The organism is Rhizobium sp. BT04 (assembly GCF_030053135.1).
GTDB lineage: Bacteria > Pseudomonadota > Alphaproteobacteria > Rhizobiales > Rhizobiaceae > Rhizobium > Rhizobium binxianense.
The window spans coordinates 2,807,960-2,825,196 of the sequence record NZ_CP125652.1 but is presented as its reverse complement, the minus strand read 5'-3'; the positions used below and the strand labels follow the sequence as shown (position 1 = coordinate 2,825,196).

The 17,237-nt window shown below is 62.1% G+C and carries 16 protein-coding genes and 1 riboswitch; of the genes, 14 read left to right on the top strand and 2 right to left on the bottom strand.

Annotated elements, in window-relative coordinates; genetic code table 11:
- Positions 1 to 1,821: an ABC-F family ATP-binding cassette domain-containing protein gene (locus QMO82_RS22200; RefSeq protein WP_183608527.1), complete on the top strand. Its 1,821-nt coding sequence runs from the start codon at positions 1 to 3 to the stop codon at positions 1,819 to 1,821.
- A 172-nt stretch (positions 1,822 to 1,993) separates the two neighbouring features.
- On the top strand, positions 1,994 to 2,623 hold the full coding sequence (locus QMO82_RS22195) for a hypothetical protein (protein ID WP_183608528.1): 630 nt from the start codon (positions 1,994 to 1,996) through the stop codon (positions 2,621 to 2,623).
- Between the two features lie 9 nt (positions 2,624 to 2,632).
- On the opposite strand, the gene QMO82_RS22190 is transcribed toward QMO82_RS22195, so the two are convergent.
- Positions 2,633 to 4,522 (bottom strand): ABC transporter ATP-binding protein/permease, encoded by a 1,890-nt coding sequence (locus tag QMO82_RS22190; protein ID WP_183608529.1) that lies wholly within the window; start codon positions 4,520 to 4,522, stop codon positions 2,633 to 2,635.
- Positions 4,523 to 4,636: 114 nt separating this feature from the next.
- Positions 4,637 to 4,714, top strand: a riboswitch (SAM riboswitch).
- 48 nt (positions 4,715 to 4,762) lie between these two features.
- Here QMO82_RS22190 and metA point away from each other — a divergent pair.
- The 6 genes from metA to QMO82_RS22160 all read left to right on the top strand — a co-directional run bounded on the left by metA (position 4,763) and on the right by QMO82_RS22160 (position 10,765).
- The gene (gene metA / locus QMO82_RS22185) at positions 4,763 to 5,686 is read left to right on the top strand and encodes a homoserine O-succinyltransferase (protein ID WP_183608530.1); all 924 of its coding nucleotides are present in this window, start codon (positions 4,763 to 4,765) and stop codon (positions 5,684 to 5,686) included.
- Positions 5,687 to 5,914: 228 nt separating this feature from the next.
- Positions 5,915 to 6,937 carry an aldose epimerase family protein gene (locus QMO82_RS22180; RefSeq protein WP_183608531.1) on the top strand — a complete coding sequence of 341 codons (1,023 nt, stop codon included), beginning with the start codon at positions 5,915 to 5,917 and terminating at the stop codon, positions 6,935 to 6,937.
- Between the two features lie 129 nt (positions 6,938 to 7,066).
- A complete protein-coding gene (locus QMO82_RS22175) occupies positions 7,067 to 7,840 on the top strand; it encodes a GntR family transcriptional regulator (protein WP_183608532.1) in 774 nt (257 codons plus the stop codon).
- Positions 7,837 to 8,868 (top strand): SIS domain-containing protein, encoded by a 1,032-nt coding sequence (locus tag QMO82_RS22170; protein WP_183608533.1) that lies wholly within the window; start codon positions 7,837 to 7,839, stop codon positions 8,866 to 8,868. Before QMO82_RS22175 ends, QMO82_RS22170 begins: the two co-directional genes overlap by 4 nt.
- Entirely contained in the window at positions 8,868 to 10,019 is a 1,152-nt protein-coding gene (gene nagA, locus QMO82_RS22165) for an N-acetylglucosamine-6-phosphate deacetylase (RefSeq protein WP_183608534.1), read from the top strand. Before QMO82_RS22170 ends, nagA begins: the two co-directional genes overlap by 1 nt.
- Positions 10,020 to 10,036: 17 nt before the next feature.
- On the top strand, positions 10,037 to 10,765 hold the full coding sequence (locus tag QMO82_RS22160) for an SIS domain-containing protein (protein ID WP_183608535.1): 729 nt from the start codon (positions 10,037 to 10,039) through the stop codon (positions 10,763 to 10,765).
- 61 nt (positions 10,766 to 10,826) lie between these two features.
- Here QMO82_RS22160 and efp read toward each other — a convergent pair whose 3' ends face one another.
- The gene (gene efp / locus QMO82_RS22155) at positions 10,827 to 11,396 is read right to left on the bottom strand and encodes an elongation factor P (protein ID WP_028758989.1); all 570 of its coding nucleotides are present in this window, start codon (positions 11,394 to 11,396) and stop codon (positions 10,827 to 10,829) included.
- A gap of 144 nt (positions 11,397 to 11,540) precedes the next feature.
- Here efp and epmA point away from each other — a divergent pair, with 144 nt between their 5' ends.
- The 6 genes from epmA to QMO82_RS22125 all read left to right on the top strand — a co-directional run bounded on the left by epmA (position 11,541) and on the right by QMO82_RS22125 (position 17,231).
- Entirely contained in the window at positions 11,541 to 12,602 is a 1,062-nt protein-coding gene (epmA, locus tag QMO82_RS22150) for an EF-P lysine aminoacylase EpmA (protein WP_183608536.1), read from the top strand.
- On the top strand, positions 12,599 to 13,651 hold the full coding sequence (locus QMO82_RS22145; protein ID WP_183608537.1) for a lysine-2,3-aminomutase-like protein: 1,053 nt from the start codon (positions 12,599 to 12,601) through the stop codon (positions 13,649 to 13,651). The genes epmA and QMO82_RS22145 overlap by 4 nt, the downstream gene beginning before the upstream one ends.
- Before the next feature lie 262 nt (positions 13,652 to 13,913).
- Entirely contained in the window at positions 13,914 to 14,165 is a 252-nt protein-coding gene (locus tag QMO82_RS22140; protein WP_183608538.1) for an acyl carrier protein, read from the top strand.
- Positions 14,165 to 15,346, top strand: a complete 1,182-nt coding sequence (locus QMO82_RS22135) for an acyl-CoA dehydrogenase family protein (RefSeq protein ID WP_183608539.1) — start codon at positions 14,165 to 14,167, stop codon at positions 15,344 to 15,346. Before QMO82_RS22140 ends, QMO82_RS22135 begins: the two co-directional genes overlap by 1 nt.
- A 5-nt stretch (positions 15,347 to 15,351) precedes the next feature.
- Positions 15,352 to 16,260 carry an amino acid--[acyl-carrier-protein] ligase gene (locus tag QMO82_RS22130; protein WP_183608540.1) on the top strand — a complete coding sequence of 303 codons (909 nt, stop codon included), beginning with the start codon at positions 15,352 to 15,354 and terminating at the stop codon, positions 16,258 to 16,260.
- Positions 16,251 to 17,231 (top strand): DUF1839 family protein, encoded by a 981-nt coding sequence (locus QMO82_RS22125; RefSeq protein WP_183608541.1) that lies wholly within the window; start codon positions 16,251 to 16,253, stop codon positions 17,229 to 17,231. The genes QMO82_RS22130 and QMO82_RS22125 overlap by 10 nt, the downstream gene beginning before the upstream one ends.
- Positions 17,232 to 17,237 lie beyond the last annotated feature (6 nt).

The following is a 17,237-nucleotide window of genomic DNA, read 5'->3' as shown; positions in this document are numbered from 1 at the left end:
TTGGCCCCTCCCATTCTGAAACTCGACGATATCTTCCTGAGCTTCGGCGGCGCACCGCTTTTGGCGGGGGCTAGCCTGCAGATCGAGCCCGGTGACAAGATCTGTCTCGTCGGGCGCAACGGCTCGGGAAAATCGACGCTCTTGAAGATCGCCGCCGGCCTGGTCGAGGCGCAGTCCGGCGAGGTCTTCCGCCATCCCTCCGCGACGGTGCGTTATCTCGAACAGGCGCCTGACTTTGCCGGCTTCAACACGGTGCAGGCCTATGCCGAGGCCGGTCTCGGGCCGGGCGACGACCCTTATCGCGTCACCTATCTGCTGTCTCATCTCGGACTGACCGGCGAGGAGGATCCCAAAAATCTTTCCGGCGGCGAATCGCGTCGGGCCGCCCTTGCTCGCGTGCTGGCGCCGGAGCCCGACATTCTGCTGCTCGACGAGCCGACCAACCATCTCGACCTGCCCACAATCGAATGGCTGGAAGGCGAGCTGCAGAAGACGCGCAGCGCTTTGGTGCTGATCTCGCACGATAGACGTTTCCTCGAAAAGGTCTCGACGGCAACCGTCTGGCTCGACCGCGGCACCTCGCGCCGGCTCGACAGAGGCTTTTCGCATTTCGAGGCCTGGCGCGACCAGGTGCTGGAGGCCGAGGAGTTGGAGCAGCACAAGCTCGGCAAGGCGATCGAGCGCGAGGAGCACTGGCTGCGTTATGGCGTGACGGCACGGCGCAAGCGCAATATGCGCCGCCTCGGCGAGCTGCAGACGATGCGCTCGCAATATCGCGGTCACAAGGGGCCGCAGGGCACCGTTCAGGCGACGGCTTCGGACGCGCAGGAATCCGGCAAGCTGGTGATCGAAGCCGAGAAGATCACCAAGAGCTTCGGCAAGAGGGCCATCGTCACGCCCTTCTCGATCCGCGTGCATCGCGGCGATTGCATCGGTCTGGTAGGGCCGAACGGCGCGGGCAAGACGACACTGTTGAAGATGCTGACCGGGCAGCTTTCGCCCGATAGCGGCACGATAAAGCTCGGCACCAATCTGGAGATCGCGACACTCGACCAGAAACGCGAGGATCTCGATTCCGAGGATACGCTCGCCAACTATCTGACGGATGGGCGCGGCGAAAACCTGCTCGTCAACGGCGAGCAGCGTCATGTTACCGGCTATATGAAGGAATTCCTGTTCCAGCCGGAACAGGCGCGTACGCCGATCAGGAGCCTTTCCGGCGGCGAGCGCGCGCGGCTGATGCTGGCGCGCATCCTCTCACGCCCGGCGAACCTCTTGATCCTCGATGAACCCACCAACGACCTCGATATCGAGACGCTCGACCTCCTGCAGGAAATCGTCGCCGGCTTTCCCGGCACGGTCATTCTCGTCAGCCACGACCGCGATTTCCTCGACCGTACCGTCACTTCGACGATCGCACCCGCCGTGCCGGATGCGCCTGACGGACGCTGGATCGAATATGCCGGCGGCTATTCGGACATGCTTGCGCAGCGCAAGGGCGCGCTCGAGGAGCGCAAGCGGGCAGAGAAGGCGGCGGAGAAGCCGAAGACGCAGGAGGCAGCGCCCTCCGCAGGGAGTGCCAAGAGCAAGCTCTCCTTCAAGCAGAAATTCGCGCTGGAAAATCTGCCGAAGGAAATGGCGAAAGCCGAGGCCGAAATCGCTAAGCGCGAACAGGTGATGGCCGATCCCAATCTTTTCACGCGTGATCCCGCAGCCTTCAACCGGCTTGCTGGCGAGATGGAGAAATTGCGCGCCAGCCTGACCGACATGGAGGAGGAGTGGCTGGAGCTCGAAATGTTGCGCGAAGAACTGGAAGGCTGAGCTTTGCAAACTTGTCGGCTCACCTTTCCTTGATTGGCCAATGTATCGCTGCGCGGCATAGGGTGCGCTCCGGCAGCAAATCCAAGTGTTACAGCGTCCTTTTTGCGCATCTGAAAAAACGCGCGGCGCTGTAGGGATATTGCCGATCGCAAGGGCGACAAGGAAAAGTCATATGTCTCGCAAGCCTCATTCCAGAATTCTCATGGCACTTGCCGCTGGCGGCCTCGCCGCGCTTGCCGCATCGCAGGCCGTACAGGCACAGGATAGCAACCGTGTTCGCGTTCGCGGCGCCATCGAAAGCCTCAGCGGCGATAAGCTCGTCGTCAAGACGCGCGAAGGCAGCGATGCGACGATCACGCTGAAAGTCGGTTGGAAAGTCGGTGGCGTCAAAAAAGCCTCGGTCGAGGATATCAAGCCCGGCGATTTCGTCGGCGTCGCCTCGCTCCCGAAAGGTACTGGTCCGGATGGCGCGATCGAGGTGCTGATCTTTCCGGCGTCGATGAAGGGAACCGGCGAGGGCAATCGCCCCTGGGATGCGCAGCCGAACAGCCAGATGACCAACGCGACCGTCAGCAATGCCGTCAAATCCGTCGACGGACACACGATCACGCTGACCTATCAGGGCAAGGAAAAAACCATCACGATCGCCGAAGCGACACCGATCGTGACCTTGGCACCGGCGACCAAAGATGATCTGAAGAGCGGCGCCGGCGTCATCGTCACCGGTGAGAAGGCGGCGGACGGCAGCATCTCGGCCAGCCAGGTGGCCGTCGGTCTCAATGGCATCACGCCGCCGATGTGATCGGCCGGCTTAGAGCGCCGGCGCCGGGACGGCAGCAGCGCCTGCACTGGCGCTGGCGCCGGTCTGGGCGACAGGCGGTTCCTCGGATTTTGACGGCAGCGCCTGCAGATGCAAGACGCGCGGCTTCAGCGCCTCGAGATAGGCCTCGGAACGGCCGATATAGATCATGCCGCTTTCAGGCAGTGTGGTGAGCAGTTTGGCCATGGTTTCCTGCCATTCCGGCTCCATGCCTTCCAGCACTTCGTCGAAAATGATCCAGCGCGGGCGCACGAGCAGCAGGCGGGCGAAACCGATCGCCTTCTGCTCGTCGCTGTCGAGCAGCTTGTCCCAGCGGGCGCGGGTATCGAGCCTTGCGATCAGCGAATGCAGGCCGGCCTTTTCGAGAGCCGCCTCGATATCCGCCTTCTGATAGGCATCAGCACTTTCGGGGAAGGCCAGCGCCTCGCGCAATGTGCCGCCGGGAACATAGGCGATCTGCGGAACGAACAGCATGTCGTCGATCGGCGGCAGGCCCATCGTGCCGCTGCCGCACGGCCAGAGGCCGGCCATCGCCTGGAACAGCAGCTTGCGGTTGACGCTGTGATCGCCGTTGATCATGATCTTTTCGCCGGCCTTGATCACGACATCGGTTTCACGCAGACGGAAGCCGCCGCATTCGTCGATCTCTTCGCCGATCTTGGCGACGATGACGATATCCTTCAGCGTCAGCGTGTCGGCCGCGGTGTTTTCATAGGCGATGCTGTCCTTGAGGTCGAAGTCCTCTTCCATGTCGACCAACGCCTGGCGGAAATCGGTGACGCGCATCAGCGTGGCCCGCCATTCGGCGATCGGGCCGAAATTGGCGACGTACCAGCGCAGCGCCGTATTGACCTGATTGAAGGCGCCGACCGACATCATCAGCTGGCCGAGGGTGAGGCCGCCGGAGAAATAGGCAGGGGCGGCGACGATGATCGGGATGACGATCACCAGCCAGCCATAGCCGGCCGAAACCCAGGTGAGGTTGGTATTGGCCATGGCGAGCCGCTTGACGACCCTCAGCACCGAGCTGATGTCGGTGTTGATGCGCCGGCGCTCATTCTCCTCGCCGCGGGCGACGGTGATAGCCGGCATGTTTTCGTTGGCGTGCATCAAGGTGAAGCGAAGCTCGGCCTCCTTCGAGAAACGGTCGGCATTGAGCTTCACCAGCTTGCGGCCGACGACCTGGCTCAGCACCGAGGCGGAAGCGGCATAAAAAATCGCCGCCCAGACCATGTAACCCGGAATGGAGAAGCTGTGGCCGCTGATCCGGAAGATGAAGCCGCTCGAAAGCTCCCAGAGCACGCCGATGAAGCTCACCAGAAGAATGGTCGATTGCAGCAGGCCGAGAACCAGCCCTGTCGTGCTTTCGGCGAGATTGCGGGAATCCTCGTGCAGGCGCTGGTCCGGATTGACGCCGATCAGGCCGCTGGAGGCGAGCCGCAGCGCCCGCTTGCGCTTCAGCCACTGATCGACGAGATCGCGCGACAGGCCCTCGCGCATATAGAGCGCGGTCATCTGATTCAGCCAGGCTTGCAGCACGTTGAGCAGCAGCAGCGTGCCGGCGATCATCGCAAAGATTTCAAGCTGGTGGAAGAACTCGCCGAGGTCGCGGCGCTCCAGCGAATCGTAGAAGGGCGCATTCCATTCATTGAGGATGACCTGGCCGTAGGACGTCGCCAGGATAACAAGGATCAGCACGGTCGCCAGAAACAGCACCTTGCCCCGCACTTGCGAATTCCAGAACGCTGAGAACATCACCCCGAGGCGATATGTCAGGCTGAGATCATACCCTACCCTATCCTGCCTCCGGATTCCTGGCCTCCCCTCGGTCTTATCTGCCATTACGCTTTTCCAAATCGCCCATGCCCCTATTATTAACATGGTGGCGTTACCGGTCTATCAACAGATTCTATCAGTCATTAAAGTGTGATGATGCTTGCACGAGCTGCGCCTGCATGCATTCGCCATTGATTCGCGGTCCGACTGGAGCTAATTAAAGTGCTCCGTGGTGATTTGGCCGGCCGGCTTGCAGCCACGTTAAAAAAGTCGCTAAAGGGCCGCGTGCGGACCGGTAGCGATTTTTTTCGCCGCCGGTTTTTTATTTTTGATCGAGTGACCGCAATGCCCATCAAGATCCCCGATACGCTGCCCGCCTTCGAAACCCTGGTTCAAGAGGGTGTGCGGGTGATGACCGAGACGATGGCGATCCGTCAGGACATCCGTCCGCTGCAGATCGGGCTGCTCAACCTCATGCCGAACAAGATCAAGACCGAGTTGCAGATGGCCCGCCTCGTCGGCGCCTCGCCGCTGCAGGTGGAACTGTCGCTGATCCGCATCGGCGGCCACAAGGCGAAGAACACGTCCGAAGACCATCTGCTTTCCTTCTACCAGACCTGGGAAGAGGTGAAGCAGCGCAAGTTCGACGGCTTCATCATCACTGGGGCGCCGATCGAGCTTCTGCCCTATGAGGACGTCACCTATTGGGCGGAAATGCAGCAGATCCTCGACTGGACGGAAACGAATGTCCATTCGACGATGAACGTCTGCTGGGGCGCGATGGCGGCGATCTATCATTTCCACGGCGTTCCGAAATACGAGCTGAAAGAGAAGGCCTTCGGCGTCTACCGCCACCGGAACCTGAAACCTTCCTCCATCTATCTCAACGGCTTTTCCGACAATTTCGAAGTCCCGGTGTCGCGCTGGACCGAGGTGCGCCGCGCCGATATCGAAAAATCCGAAAGCCTGGAGATCCTGATGGAATCAGGTGAGATGGGCGTCTGCCTCGTGCACGAGAAGAAGGGCCGGCGGCTCTACATGTTCAACCATGTCGAATATGATTCCACCTCACTGTCCGACGAGTATTTCCGCGACGTCAATGCCGGCGTGCCGATCAAGATGCCGCACAACTACTTCCCGCATAATGATCCCGCACTTGCGCCGCAGAACCGCTGGCGCAGCCATGCGCATCTTCTGTTCGGCAATTGGATCAACGAAATCTACCAGACGACGCCCTTCGATGTGGAGGAGATCGGCACGGATCTCTGAGTGTGGCAGAGCGGATGCCGCAGCGTCACCGCTGCGGCATTTCTTTCTGATCCCACGGTTGCGGTTTGGAGCAAATGCGGGCAGGTTCCGCTCCTAAAGCGCGTCGCGATCTTTCAGATTCGCTCTCCGCGCTTTAAGTCTTTGTTTTTACGCATGTCGTTATCGCAAAACCGCTGTACACTTTTGCGCGACATGCTTAAACCCCAGGAATAGAACGGACGGTCGATCATGTCGGATAAGTTGGAGCGGGAAGTTTTCGGACAGACGAAAGCAGGCGAGACGGTCTATCGCGTCGAGATCAAGGGCGGCGGGCTGACGGCCAAGATCATCACCTGGGGGGCGGTCATCCAGGATCTGCGCCTTGAGGGACATGAGGCGCCGCTGCAGCTCGGCTTCGACGACTTCGACAGCTACCCCCTCCATTCGGCCTATTTCGGCGCGACACCCGGCCGCTGCGCCAATCGTGTCGGTGGCGGTAAATTCACGCTCGACGGCAAGGACTATCAGCTGGAGCCGAATGAAAACGGCGTGACGCATCTGCATGGCGGCAGCGACAATATCGCCAAACGCAACTGGACGATCGTCGAGCATGACGTCGACCGCGTCGTGCTGAAGATCGTCGATCCCGATGGCCGCGCCGGCTATCCCGGCAATTGCACGATCCAGGCAACCTTCCGGGTGCACGGCAACGGCGAACTGTCGGTGACTTACGAATCGACCAGCGATCAGCCGACGCTCGCCAATGTCTGCCAGCACGCCTATTTCAATCTCGATGGCCGTGAAGATGCGCTTGGCCACGACATCATGATCGCTGCCGATCACTATCTGCCGACCGACGAGAGGCAGGTGCCGACCGGTGAGATCCGTTCCGTCGCGGGCACCGAATTCGATTTCCGCGAGATGGCGCCGATGAAGCGTTTCGTCGGCAGCGAGCAAGCTTTGTACGACCATAATTTCTGCCTGTCGCCCGAGCGCACCGCCAAGCGCAGCGTCGCGCTCGCCCGCAGTCTCTATTCCGGTGTGTCGCTGGAAGTGCGCAGCACGGAGCCAGGCGTGCAGTTCTATGCCGGTTTCAAGCTCAATACCGGGGCGCCCGGCCTTGGCGGGCGTAAATACGGTCCCTTCGCCGGCTTCTGCCTGGAGACGCAGGTCTGGCCGGATGCCATCAATCACGAAGGTTTCCCGAATGCGGTGCTGCGCCCCGGCGAAGTGCTGCGCCAGGAGACGGACTATATCTTCACCAAGAGCTGACGGTCTTTTCAGACGCACGGCTGTCAGATTTGATCGCTATGAACCTCTCCGGTCCCCGGGGAGGTTTTTTCTTGTCGGCGTGCGATTCCGTCTTGCTGATTGGTTCTAGATAGGTTCTATTACGTGCCTATGGATAGAACCAGTCTGATAGCGGAGCTGAGCAGCCGCGGCCTGCGTGACCAGGCGTTGACCGGCCCGCTCTACAAGCGGCTGGCGCAGGCGCTGACCGGCCTCATTCAGGAAGGCCTGCTGAAGCCCGGCACGGCGCTGCCGGGAGAGCGCGACCTCGCCGAGGCTCTGAAACTTGGTCGTGTCACCGTGCGCACGGCCTATCGCGATCTGATGGCGTCGGGCGCACTGGAATCGCGCCACGGAAGCGGTACGTTCGTCTCGAGCAGGGTGGAACGCATGGAGCAGTCGCTCTGGCGGCTTTCCTCCTTCTCCGCCGACATGCGCTCGCGCGGGCGCCTGCCGGCTGCGCGGGTATTGTCGCGGGCGGTCAATAGGCCGTCGCCGGAGGAATCCTTCCTGCTCGGTCTCGGCGGCGACGAGCCGGTGCTGCGGCTCGACCGGCTGCGTCTCGCGGACGGCCTGCCGCTGGCGATCGAACGCGCCGTGGTGCCGATCAAATTCCTAGGCGACGACGCCGGTGGCGAAGGATCGCTCTACGATGCGCTGACGGCCAGCGGCCACCGGCCGGTGCGGGCACTGCAGCGGTTGACGGCGGTCACGCTTGATCCGTCCTCGGCGGCGATCCTGAACGTCAACTCGGGCGCGCCGGCGCTTCTGATCGAACGCGTCTCGCGCCTGGAAGACCAGCGCGTCGTCGAATACACCCGCTCGCACTACCGCGGGGACGCCTATGATTTCGTTGCAGAATTGAGAATCGGAGATGACCTATGAGTGAGAACCAGTCGCTGATGCTGCAGGAAGCCGGCCAATCGCCCGAGGTGGTGGCCACCCTTCTCGAAAAGGAAAAGCCGGTCTTTGCCGAGATCGCCCGGTTGTTTTCGTCGGCCCGCCCGAGCGTGGTGACGACGGCGGCGCGCGGCTCCTCGGACCACGCCGCCACCTTCTTCAAATATCTCTTCGAGATCACCTGCGGCGTTCCGGTCGCATCGGTGGGTCCGTCGATCGCTTCGGTCTATGGTGCCGCGCTGCACCTGAAGGGCGGCGTCCACTTCACCGTTTCGCAGTCGGGGGCCAGCCCCGATATCGTCGCGCTTCAGGAAGCGGCGAAGAAGGGCGGGGCGACGACGATCGCCGTCGTCAACGTCATCGACAGTCCGCTTGCAAAACAGGCCGATATCGTTCTCGGTCTCAATGCCGGCACGGAAAAGAGCGTCGCGGCGACGAAGTCCTTTATCGCCTCCGTCGCCGCCCTGTCCGGGGTGACGGCCGCGATCGGCGGCGCGTCAGACCTGCAGGCGGCACTCGGCAAACTGCCGGAGGCGCTTTCGGCAACCGCCGGGATCGACACGGCGGCAGCCGAAGACGTTCTCTTCAACGCGACCTCGCTCTATACGGCCGGCCGCGGCCCCGCCTTCGCGATCGCGCTCGAAGCGGCGCTGAAGGCCAAGGAAACCTCCGGCCTGCATGCCGAGGCCTTTTCGCTGGCGGAACTGATGCACGGTCCGATGCGCCTGGTGCAGCCGGGCTTTCCGATTGTCGCCTTTGCGCCCGACGATGCGGCCTTCGCCAACAACAGCCAGGCCCTGGAGCGTTTGCAGAAGCTCGGCGCCACCACCGTCGGCTTCTCGGCACAGCCGCTTTCCGGCATCAATCTGCGCGTGCCGACGACGGGCAACGGTCTGGTCGATCCGCTGGTATCGCTGCTCGTCTATTACCGACTGATCGAGTCGGTGACGCGCCGCAAGGGCTTCGATCCCGACAGGCCGGCGAACCTGCTCAAGGTGACGGAGACGGTCTGATGGCCCGCAAGATCTTCCTCGGCGCCCGCATCTTCGACGGCGAACGCTTCCATGACGACAAGGCGCTTCTCGTTGCCGACGGCCGTGTCGAAGCCATCGTCGGGAGAGGCGATCTGCCGGATGGCGAGACGGTAACGCTTGCCGGCGGTGTCCTGTCGGCCGGCTTCATCGATGCGCAGGTCAATGGCGGCGCCGGGCGGATGCTGAACGACGAGCCTTCCGCCACCTCGATGGAGATCATCGCCGGCGGGCACCGGCCGTACGGCACGACGTCGCTGCTGCCGACGCTGATCACCGATACATCGGAGGCCTCCATTGCCGCGATCGAGGCGGCCAAGGAGGCGGTGAAAGCAAAGCGCGGCGTTGCCGGTCTGCATCTGGAAGGCCCGCATCTGGCGCCGGCGCGCAAAGGCGCGCATCTCGCTGAACTGATGCGGCCGGTCGAGGATCGCGACGTCAAAGCCTTCATCCAAGCGCGCGAGGCGATCGGCACGCTGCTCGTCACGATCGCCGCCGAGCAGGTGACGGTTGCCCAGGTGCGCGAACTTGCAGAAGCCGGCGTCACGGTCAGCATCGGCCATTCCGATTGTTCGAGCGAGGCGGCGGAGGAACGTTTCGATGCCGGCGCGCGGGGCGTCACGCATCTTTTCAACGCCATGAGCCAGATGGGGCATCGCGCGCCGGGTCTCGTTGGCGCCGCGATCGATCATCCCTCGGTCTGGTGCGGCATCATCGCCGACGGCCATCACGTCGACCCGAAAGCCTTGCGCACGGCGTTGCGTGCCAAACGCGGCGAAGGCAAGCTGTTCTTCGTCACCGATGCCATGTCGCTCGTCGGGTCCGAGAAGGACTCGTTCACGCTGAACGGGCGCACCGTCCGGCGCGAAAGGGGCGGCTTCTGCTCGAAGCTGGTGCTTTCCGATGGGACGCTGGCCGGTTCCGACGTCGACATGATCTCGACGATCCGTTACGGCGTCACCTATCTCGACCTGACGCTCGCCGAGGCTTTACGCATGGCGACCCTTTATCCCGCGCGTTTCCTGAGGTTCGCCGATCGCGGCCATCTCTCACCGGGCGCGCGCGCCGATCTCGTGCATCTCACAGATGCGCTTGCCGTCACCGCCACCTGGCTTGGCGGCGAGGCGGCCTGAACTCAAGGAGAAGCGGGATGACCGACATTACCGATGCCTATTTCGCCAATCTGATCGGCCGGCTGGAGGAACTGAAGCAGGCGCTTGCCGAGCCGATGGCGCAGGCAGCGGCAGTCATCCTCGATGCTGCCCGCGGCGACAAGCGCGTCTATGTCTTCGGTACCGGCCATTCGCACATGCTGGCGGAAGAGGTGCATTATCGCGCCGGCGGGCTCGCCTTCACCGTGCCGGTGCTCGTCGGCTCGGCCATGCTGCATGAGGGTGCGGTCATCAGCTCGGTCTATGAGCGCACACAGGGCCTAGTGCGGCCGATGTTGGAACGTTACGGCATGCAGCCGGGCGATGTCATCGTCATCGCCTCCAATTCGGGCGTGAACGCCGCGCCGATCGAGGCCGCCGATTATGCGCGCGAAATCGGCGCAAAGGTGATCGCCATCACCTCGATCGCCTATTCCTCGGCGATCGCCAATGGCCGCCGGCGGCTCGCCGACGTCGCCGATGTGGTGCTCGACAACGGGCTGCCGCCGGGTGATGCCGTTATCGATCTCGAAGGCACGGGACTTCGGGTCGGGCCGGTCTCGACGGCGGTCGGGGTAACGGTCATCAATGCGATCTTCGCGGAGGTCGCCTCGGAACTTTCGAAATCAGGCGATGCGCCGGTCTATCTCAGCGCCAACATGCCGGGTGCTGCCGAGATCAACCAGAAGCTCGTGCGGAAATACCGGCCGCGCAACCCGCATCTTTGATATTGGCGGATACAAAAAAGGCCGGTCGGAACCGGCCTTCTGTAGAGATGCAAACCAGGGATCAATCCTTGGCGCGTTCGACGTAGGAATTGTCTTCCGTGGCGATGACGACGCGGGTGCCGGCATTGATGTGCGGCGGCACCATGGTGCGCACGCCGTTCGACAGCATGGCCGGCTTGTAGGAGGACGATGCCGTCTGGCCCTTGACGACCGGTTCCGTCTCGGTGATTTCGAGCGTGACATGGCGCGGCATCTGGATCGCCAGCGCAATGCCTTCATGCATGGACAGAACGCAGGTCATGCCTTCCTGCAGATAAGCCTTATCGTCACCCATCGTCTCGACATCGACGACGACCTGATCGTAGTTTCCAGGGTTCATGAAGTGAAAGCCTTCGCCGTCCTCGTAGAGGAACTGATGGTTCACGTCTTCGACGAAGGCGCGTTCGACCTGTTCGGTGGTGCGCCAGCGCTCGGAAACCTTCACCCCGTCGACGATGCGGCGCATGTCGACCTGGGTGACCGGCGTGCCCTTGCCCGGATGAAAGTTCTGGGCGGTGAGGACGACGTAGAGCTTGCCGTCGACGTCGAGAACGTTGCCCTTGCGGACTGAAGAGGCGATGACCTTGACCATAAGACTTCCTTGTAACTCGGCTTTCGGCGTCGTAGAGGACTGTCGAGCCTCCAAGACGGAAATATTTTTCTTTGGGGCGCAACTAACCTAAAATCCGGGAAATAGCCATCCCCATACCGGCTTCTCCGGCGAAGAAAGCTTGGAATGAACTCTTCGGCCAAAGCGTCCCCCTGGTGGACCCCGTCCGTGCATGCCGATCGCCGTGCCTTTCTGCTCGGGCGCAATGCGATCCAGGCGGCGTTGCGCGGTTTTTTTGCGCGCGAGGATTTCATCGAGGTGGATACGGCGGTGCTGCAGGTCTCTCCGGGCAACGAGGCGCATCTGCACGCCTTCGCCACCGAAGCGCTGACGACGGACGGGCAGAAGGCGCCGTTCTACCTGCACACTTCGCCGGAATTCGCCTGCAAGAAGCTGCTTGCGGCGGGCGAAGAACGCATTTCGTGTTTTGCCCATGTCTATCGCAATCGCGAGCGCGGGCCGCTGCATCACCCCGAATTCACCATGCTCGAATGGTATCGGGCCGGCGAAAGCTATGAGAGCCTGATGATGGATTGCGTGCGGATCCTGGCGCTTGCGGCCGAAACCGTGAAGACCGGGACCCTTGCCTATCGCGGCGGCGAGAGCGATCCCTTCGCCGGGCCGGAGCGGATCAGTGTTGCCGAAGCCTTCGAGCGGCATGCCGGCATCGACCTTCTCGCCTCGGTCGCCGCCGACGGTTCGACCGATCGCGATCATCTCGCCGCCGAGATGAAGCGCGTCTGCATGCGTGTTGCCGATGACGATGGCTGGGCCGATCTTTTCAGCCGGGTGCTGGTCGAAAAGATCGAGCCGCATCTCGGCTTCGGCCGTATCACCATCCTCGACGAATATCCGGTCTCGGAGGCGGCACTTGCGCGTCCCTCGGCGCGCGACCCCCGGGTTGCCGAACGTTTCGAGCTCTATGCCTGCGGGGTCGAGCTTGCCAACGGCTTCGGCGAGCTGACCAATGCTGGCGAACAGCGGCGGCGCTTCGAGGTCGAGATGGCCGAGAAGGCGCGTGTCTACGGCGAGACCTATCCGCTCGACGAGGATTTCCTCGCTGCGCTGTCGCTGATGCCTGAGGCAAGCGGCATCGCGCTCGGCTTCGACCGGCTGGTGATGCTGGCGACGGGCGCAGCGCGCATCGATCAGGTGCTCTGGGCGCCGGTTGCGGAGTACGGAAGATGAATGCCGTCAAGCCGATCAAGAGTGTCGACGATCTCGTGAAGGCGGGGCTTGCCGCGCCGGCCGATCGCGCGGCGCTCGAGGCGGTTGCCGCGCGTTACGCGATCGCCCTGACGCCTGTCGTCACCAGGCTGATCGATCGAGCCGATCCTGATGATCCGATCGCACGGCAATTCGTGCCCGATGCCGCCGAACTCACGGTCGCGCCCGAAGAACGCGCCGATCCGATCGGCGATCATGCCCATAGCCCGGTCGAGGGCATCGTCCATCGCTATCCCGACCGCGTGCTGCTCAAGGCCGTGCATGTCTGCCCGGTCTATTGCCGTTTCTGCTTCCGACGCGAAATGGTGGGGCCGCAGGGCCTCGGCACGCTCGATGCGGCGGCGATGCAGGCAGCCTTCGACTATATCAGCAGCCATCAGGAAATCTGGGAGGTCATCCTCACCGGTGGCGATCCGCTGGTGCTTTCCCCGCGCCGGCTCCGCGAGATCATGGAGGTGCTTGGGGAAATCGCGCATGTGAAGATCGTGCGTTTCCACACCCGCGTTCCCGTCGTCGATCCCGGGAAGATCGATGCGGCACTGATCGCGGCGCTGAAGGCGAGCGGCAAGACGGTTTATGTGGCGCTGCACGCCAATCATGTCAGCGAACTGACGAGCGACGCGCGCGCGGCCTGCGCCCGTCTCGTCGATGCCGGCATCGCCATGGTCAGCCAGTCGGTGCTGCTCAAGGGCATCAACGACGATCCCGACGTGCTTGCAGAACTGATGAAGGCTTTCGTCGAAATCCGCGTCAAACCCTATTACCTGCATCATCCTGATCTGGCGCCCGGCACCGGTCATTTCAGATTGACGATCGAGGAGGGGCAGAGGATCGTCGCCGCGCTGCGCGGGCGGATTTCCGGCCTCTGCCAGCCGACCTACATCCTCGATATCCCCGGCGGGCACGGCAAGGCCGTCGTCAGCGGAAGCACCGTTCGGGCGATGGGTGAGGGATGTTATTCCGTCTCGGACTATCGCGGCGGCGAGCATTCCTACCCGCCCGCCGATTGACATGAAGCGGTGCTTTCCGTGTCATTTCTGTACTCGTGAGGCCCGAAATCGCGTCGAGCGCCGACGACAAGTCGGCTTTAAAGAATTGGAATATAAGAGATATTTTCACCTTTGGCTCCGGGATCGCTAAAATCCTAACTATGGGCAACAGTCATATTTAACCAGACAAATTAGCGGAATGTTCTGTTTTCCGCACTAAAAGAACGCTCATGACAAGGCGATGAACGCCGGTTCGGGATCATGAGAATCTTGGAGTGATGGGATGAATACGACAATCCGCGACCTCGTAGCCAAATTCGGCAAGCTTCCTGTCGCGATCGACCAGGTCGCCGACGACGCCGATCTTTATGCGGCAGGTCTGACCTCCTTTGCCTCAGTACAGCTGATGCTCGGCCTCGAAGAGGCGTTCGACATCGAATTTCCCGACAATCTCCTGAACCGCAAATCTTTCGCGAGCATTTCGGCCATCGCCAAGACCGTCGATCTCATCCAGGACAGCCGGAAGGTCGCCTGATGAACTTCCCCGTCAAGATCATGCAGGACGGTCTTGTCGCAAGGGTCGCTCGTGTCGCCGAAATCGCGGCCAAACATGCCGATGCCGTCGATCTCGAAGGCCGTTTCCCTCGGGAAGCCGTGGATGCGATGAAGGCCGAAAGGCTGCTCGGCATCCAGGTGCCGCGCCATCTCGGCGGTGAATCCGCCTCGATCACCGAGATCGCCGAATTGTGCTCGATGCTCGGCCAGGCTTGCGCGGCAAGCGCCATGGTCTTCGCCATGCACCACATCAAACTGTCGAGCCTCGTCGAACACGGCGCCGACAGCGAATGGCATCGCAGTTTCATGCACGCCATCGCTGCCGACCAGCTGCTGATCGCGTCCGCGACCACCGAAGGCGGTATCGGCGGAAACCTGCGCAACAGCATTTGTGCGGTCGAAGTCGACGGCGATACCTGCCGCCTCGAAAAGGACGCGACCGTGATTTCCTACGGTTCGCATGCCGATGCCATCCTCATCACCTCGCGCAGCCATCCGCAGGCAGCGTCCTCCGATCAGGTGCTGACGGCCTTCCTCAAGGACCAGTACACGCTCGAGAAAACGCATGCCTGGAATACGCTCGGCATGCGCGGCACCTGCTCCGACGGCTTCCTTTTCAAAGGCGAAGCGCCGGCGCGTCAGATCCTGCCGAAGCCTTTCGCCGAGATCGCGGCGCAATCGATGCTCGCCTCTTCGCACCTGTTGTGGAGCGGCGTCTGGTACGGCATCGCGGTCGATGCGGTCGCCCGCGCCCAGGCTTTCGTGCGCGCCGCCGCCCGCAAGGCGCCGGATGCCCAGCCGCCGGGTGCGTTGCGCCTTGCCGAAGTTTCGAACCTGCTGCAGATGGTCAAATCCAATGTGGTTGCCGGCTTGAAGGCCTATGAGGATGCCAAAGCCGATAATGACAGGCTGTCCTCGATGGGCTTTGCCGTGGCGATGAACAACGTCAAGATCGCCTCGTCCGAGACGATCCTGGAGATCGTCAACCATGCCATGCTGATCTGCGGCATCATGGGTTACAAGAACGGCACGCCCTTCAGCCTCGGACGCCATCTGCGCGACGCGCATTCCGCGCAGCTCATGATCTCGAACGACCGCATCCTCGGCAATACGTCGAGCATGCTTCTTGTCCACAAGCAGGACACTAGCCTACTGGGGTGACAGTCATGGATATGCAGACCTCGTTTCTCGACCGGCTTTTCGAAGCCGGCCTGCTGATCGATACGGGCATCGACGGGCTCTATGGTCGCAGCGGCCAGTTCGAAGAGGTGATCGCTGCCTTCGAGCGCCTGATCGACAAGGTCGGTGGCGCCGACGGTGCGGAGGCCATGCGCTTTCCCCCCGGCATGAACCGCGCCTTCTTCGAAAAGAGCGGCTACATGAAGAGCTTTCCGCAGCTTGCCGGCACGGTGCATAGCTTCTGCGGCAGCGAACTCGATCATGTCAGCCTGCTGCAATGCATGGAAGTCGGCGAGGACTGGACCAAGGGGCAGGAGGCGACCGACATCGTGCTGACGCCGGCAGCCTGCTATCCGCTCTATCCGACGATCGCCAAGCGCGGCAACCTGCCGAAGACCGGCGGCCTGTTCGACCTGCAATCCTATTGCTTCCGCCACGAGCCGTCGAAGGATCCGGCCCGCCAGCAGCTGTTTCGTATGCGTGAATACATCTGCATGGGCACCGAGCAGCACGTCACCGATTTCCGCCAGCGCTGGATGGATCGCGGCGTCGAGATGATGAAGACCGTCGGTCTCGACGTGACGATCGATATCGCCAACGATCCGTTCTTCGGCCGCGCCGGCAAGATGCTCGTCAACAATCAGCGTGACCAGAACCTGAAGTTCGAACTGCTGATCCCGATCACCTCGACCGCCAATCCGACCGCCTGCATGAGCTTCAACTACCATCAGGATGCCTTCGGCACGAAATGGGGTCTCAATCTCGAAGACGGCAGCGTCGCGCACACGGCTTGCGTCGGCTTCGGACTGGAACGCATCGCGCTTGCGCTGTTCCACCATCACGGGCTCGACGTGAAGGAATGGCCGGCCAGTGTGCGGAAAACGTTGTGGGGCTGAGCCGGTCGATGACATCGGTATTTTCGGGTATCGACCCGGAAACCTATCGGGCGCATGCGCTGCATGCCGGCGAGCGCGCCTGGCCGGAAACCAATTGCTATGCCGATCTCTGGATCGAGGTGCTGGCATCATCGGGTGTCGCGCCTGAGGCGATGCTGGGTTTTACCCTGACGCAGGATTTCGAGGGCGACCAGTTCACCTTCTTCAAGGTGCCGCTCGAAGACCTCGAAGCGCTCTACGGCATCCGCGCCACCGAACTTGCCATCTATGACCGTGTCGAACGGCACGTCGAGGTACAGATCGCGCGGGGTCGTCTCTGCCTGATCGAGATGGATTCCTTCTACATGCCGGATACGCGCGGCACCGCCTACCGGCAGGAGCACGGCAAGACGACGGTTGCGATCAACCGGCTGGACATTGCGGCCAAGCGCGTCGATTATTTTCACAATGCCGGTTATTTCCGCCTTGAAGGCGAGGATTTCGACGGGCTGTTCCAGCTGCACCTGACGGAAAACGATCCGCCGTTCCTGCCCTATACCGAATTTGCGCGGTTCCCGGAAAAGCCGGCGGATGAAGCGCATCTGCGGGAGACCGCGCGGCGGCTCGTGGGCATTCATTTTGCCCGGCGCCCCGGCGAAAATCCGATCCGCGCCTTTGCAACCGTCTTTCCGCAGCAAGTGGAAGCGGTGGCGGAACGGCCGTTCGGCTTTTTCCACAAATACGCCTTCAACACGCTTCGCCAGGTGGGCGCCAATTTCGAGCTGGCGGCCGATCACCTCACCTGGCTTTCCCCCGATGAATTCGCTGAAGCCGCCGAGCATGCCCGGCGCATTTCGGACGCGGCGAAATCCGTGCAGTTCCAGCTTGCCCGCGCCATTGCCCGCAGGAAGTTCGAGCCGCTGCAGGCAGCCCTTGATCCGGCCGCCGATGCATGGGATGCCATGATGGCGTCGCTTGCGGGGCGAATCTGAAGCCGG

Bases quoted from the DNA above. Each gene is read 5' to 3' on its own strand.
- QMO82_RS22195 (WP_183608528.1), top strand. From the start codon at position 1,994: ATGTCTCGCAAGCCTCATTCCAGAATTCTCATGGCACTTGCCGCTGGC.
- QMO82_RS22190 (WP_183608529.1), bottom strand. From the start codon at position 4,522: ATGTTAATAATAGGGGCATGGGCGATTTGGAAAAGCGTAATGGCAGAT.
- metA (WP_183608530.1), top strand. From the start codon at position 4,763: ATGCCCATCAAGATCCCCGATACGCTGCCCGCCTTCGAAACCCTGGTT.
- QMO82_RS22180 (WP_183608531.1), top strand. From the start codon at position 5,915: ATGTCGGATAAGTTGGAGCGGGAAGTTTTCGGACAGACGAAAGCAGGC.
- QMO82_RS22175 (WP_183608532.1), top strand. From the start codon at position 7,067: ATGGATAGAACCAGTCTGATAGCGGAGCTGAGCAGCCGCGGCCTGCGT.
- QMO82_RS22170 (WP_183608533.1), top strand. From the start codon at position 7,837: ATGAGTGAGAACCAGTCGCTGATGCTGCAGGAAGCCGGCCAATCGCCC.
- nagA (WP_183608534.1), top strand. From the start codon at position 8,868: ATGGCCCGCAAGATCTTCCTCGGCGCCCGCATCTTCGACGGCGAACGC.
- QMO82_RS22160 (WP_183608535.1), top strand. From the start codon at position 10,037: ATGACCGACATTACCGATGCCTATTTCGCCAATCTGATCGGCCGGCTG.
- efp (WP_028758989.1), bottom strand. From the start codon at position 11,396: ATGGTCAAGGTCATCGCCTCTTCAGTCCGCAAGGGCAACGTTCTCGAC.
- epmA (WP_183608536.1), top strand. From the start codon at position 11,541: ATGAACTCTTCGGCCAAAGCGTCCCCCTGGTGGACCCCGTCCGTGCAT.
- QMO82_RS22145 (WP_183608537.1), top strand. From the start codon at position 12,599: ATGAATGCCGTCAAGCCGATCAAGAGTGTCGACGATCTCGTGAAGGCG.
- QMO82_RS22140 (WP_183608538.1), top strand. From the start codon at position 13,914: ATGAATACGACAATCCGCGACCTCGTAGCCAAATTCGGCAAGCTTCCT.
- QMO82_RS22135 (WP_183608539.1), top strand. From the start codon at position 14,165: ATGAACTTCCCCGTCAAGATCATGCAGGACGGTCTTGTCGCAAGGGTC.
- QMO82_RS22130 (WP_183608540.1), top strand. From the start codon at position 15,352: ATGGATATGCAGACCTCGTTTCTCGACCGGCTTTTCGAAGCCGGCCTG.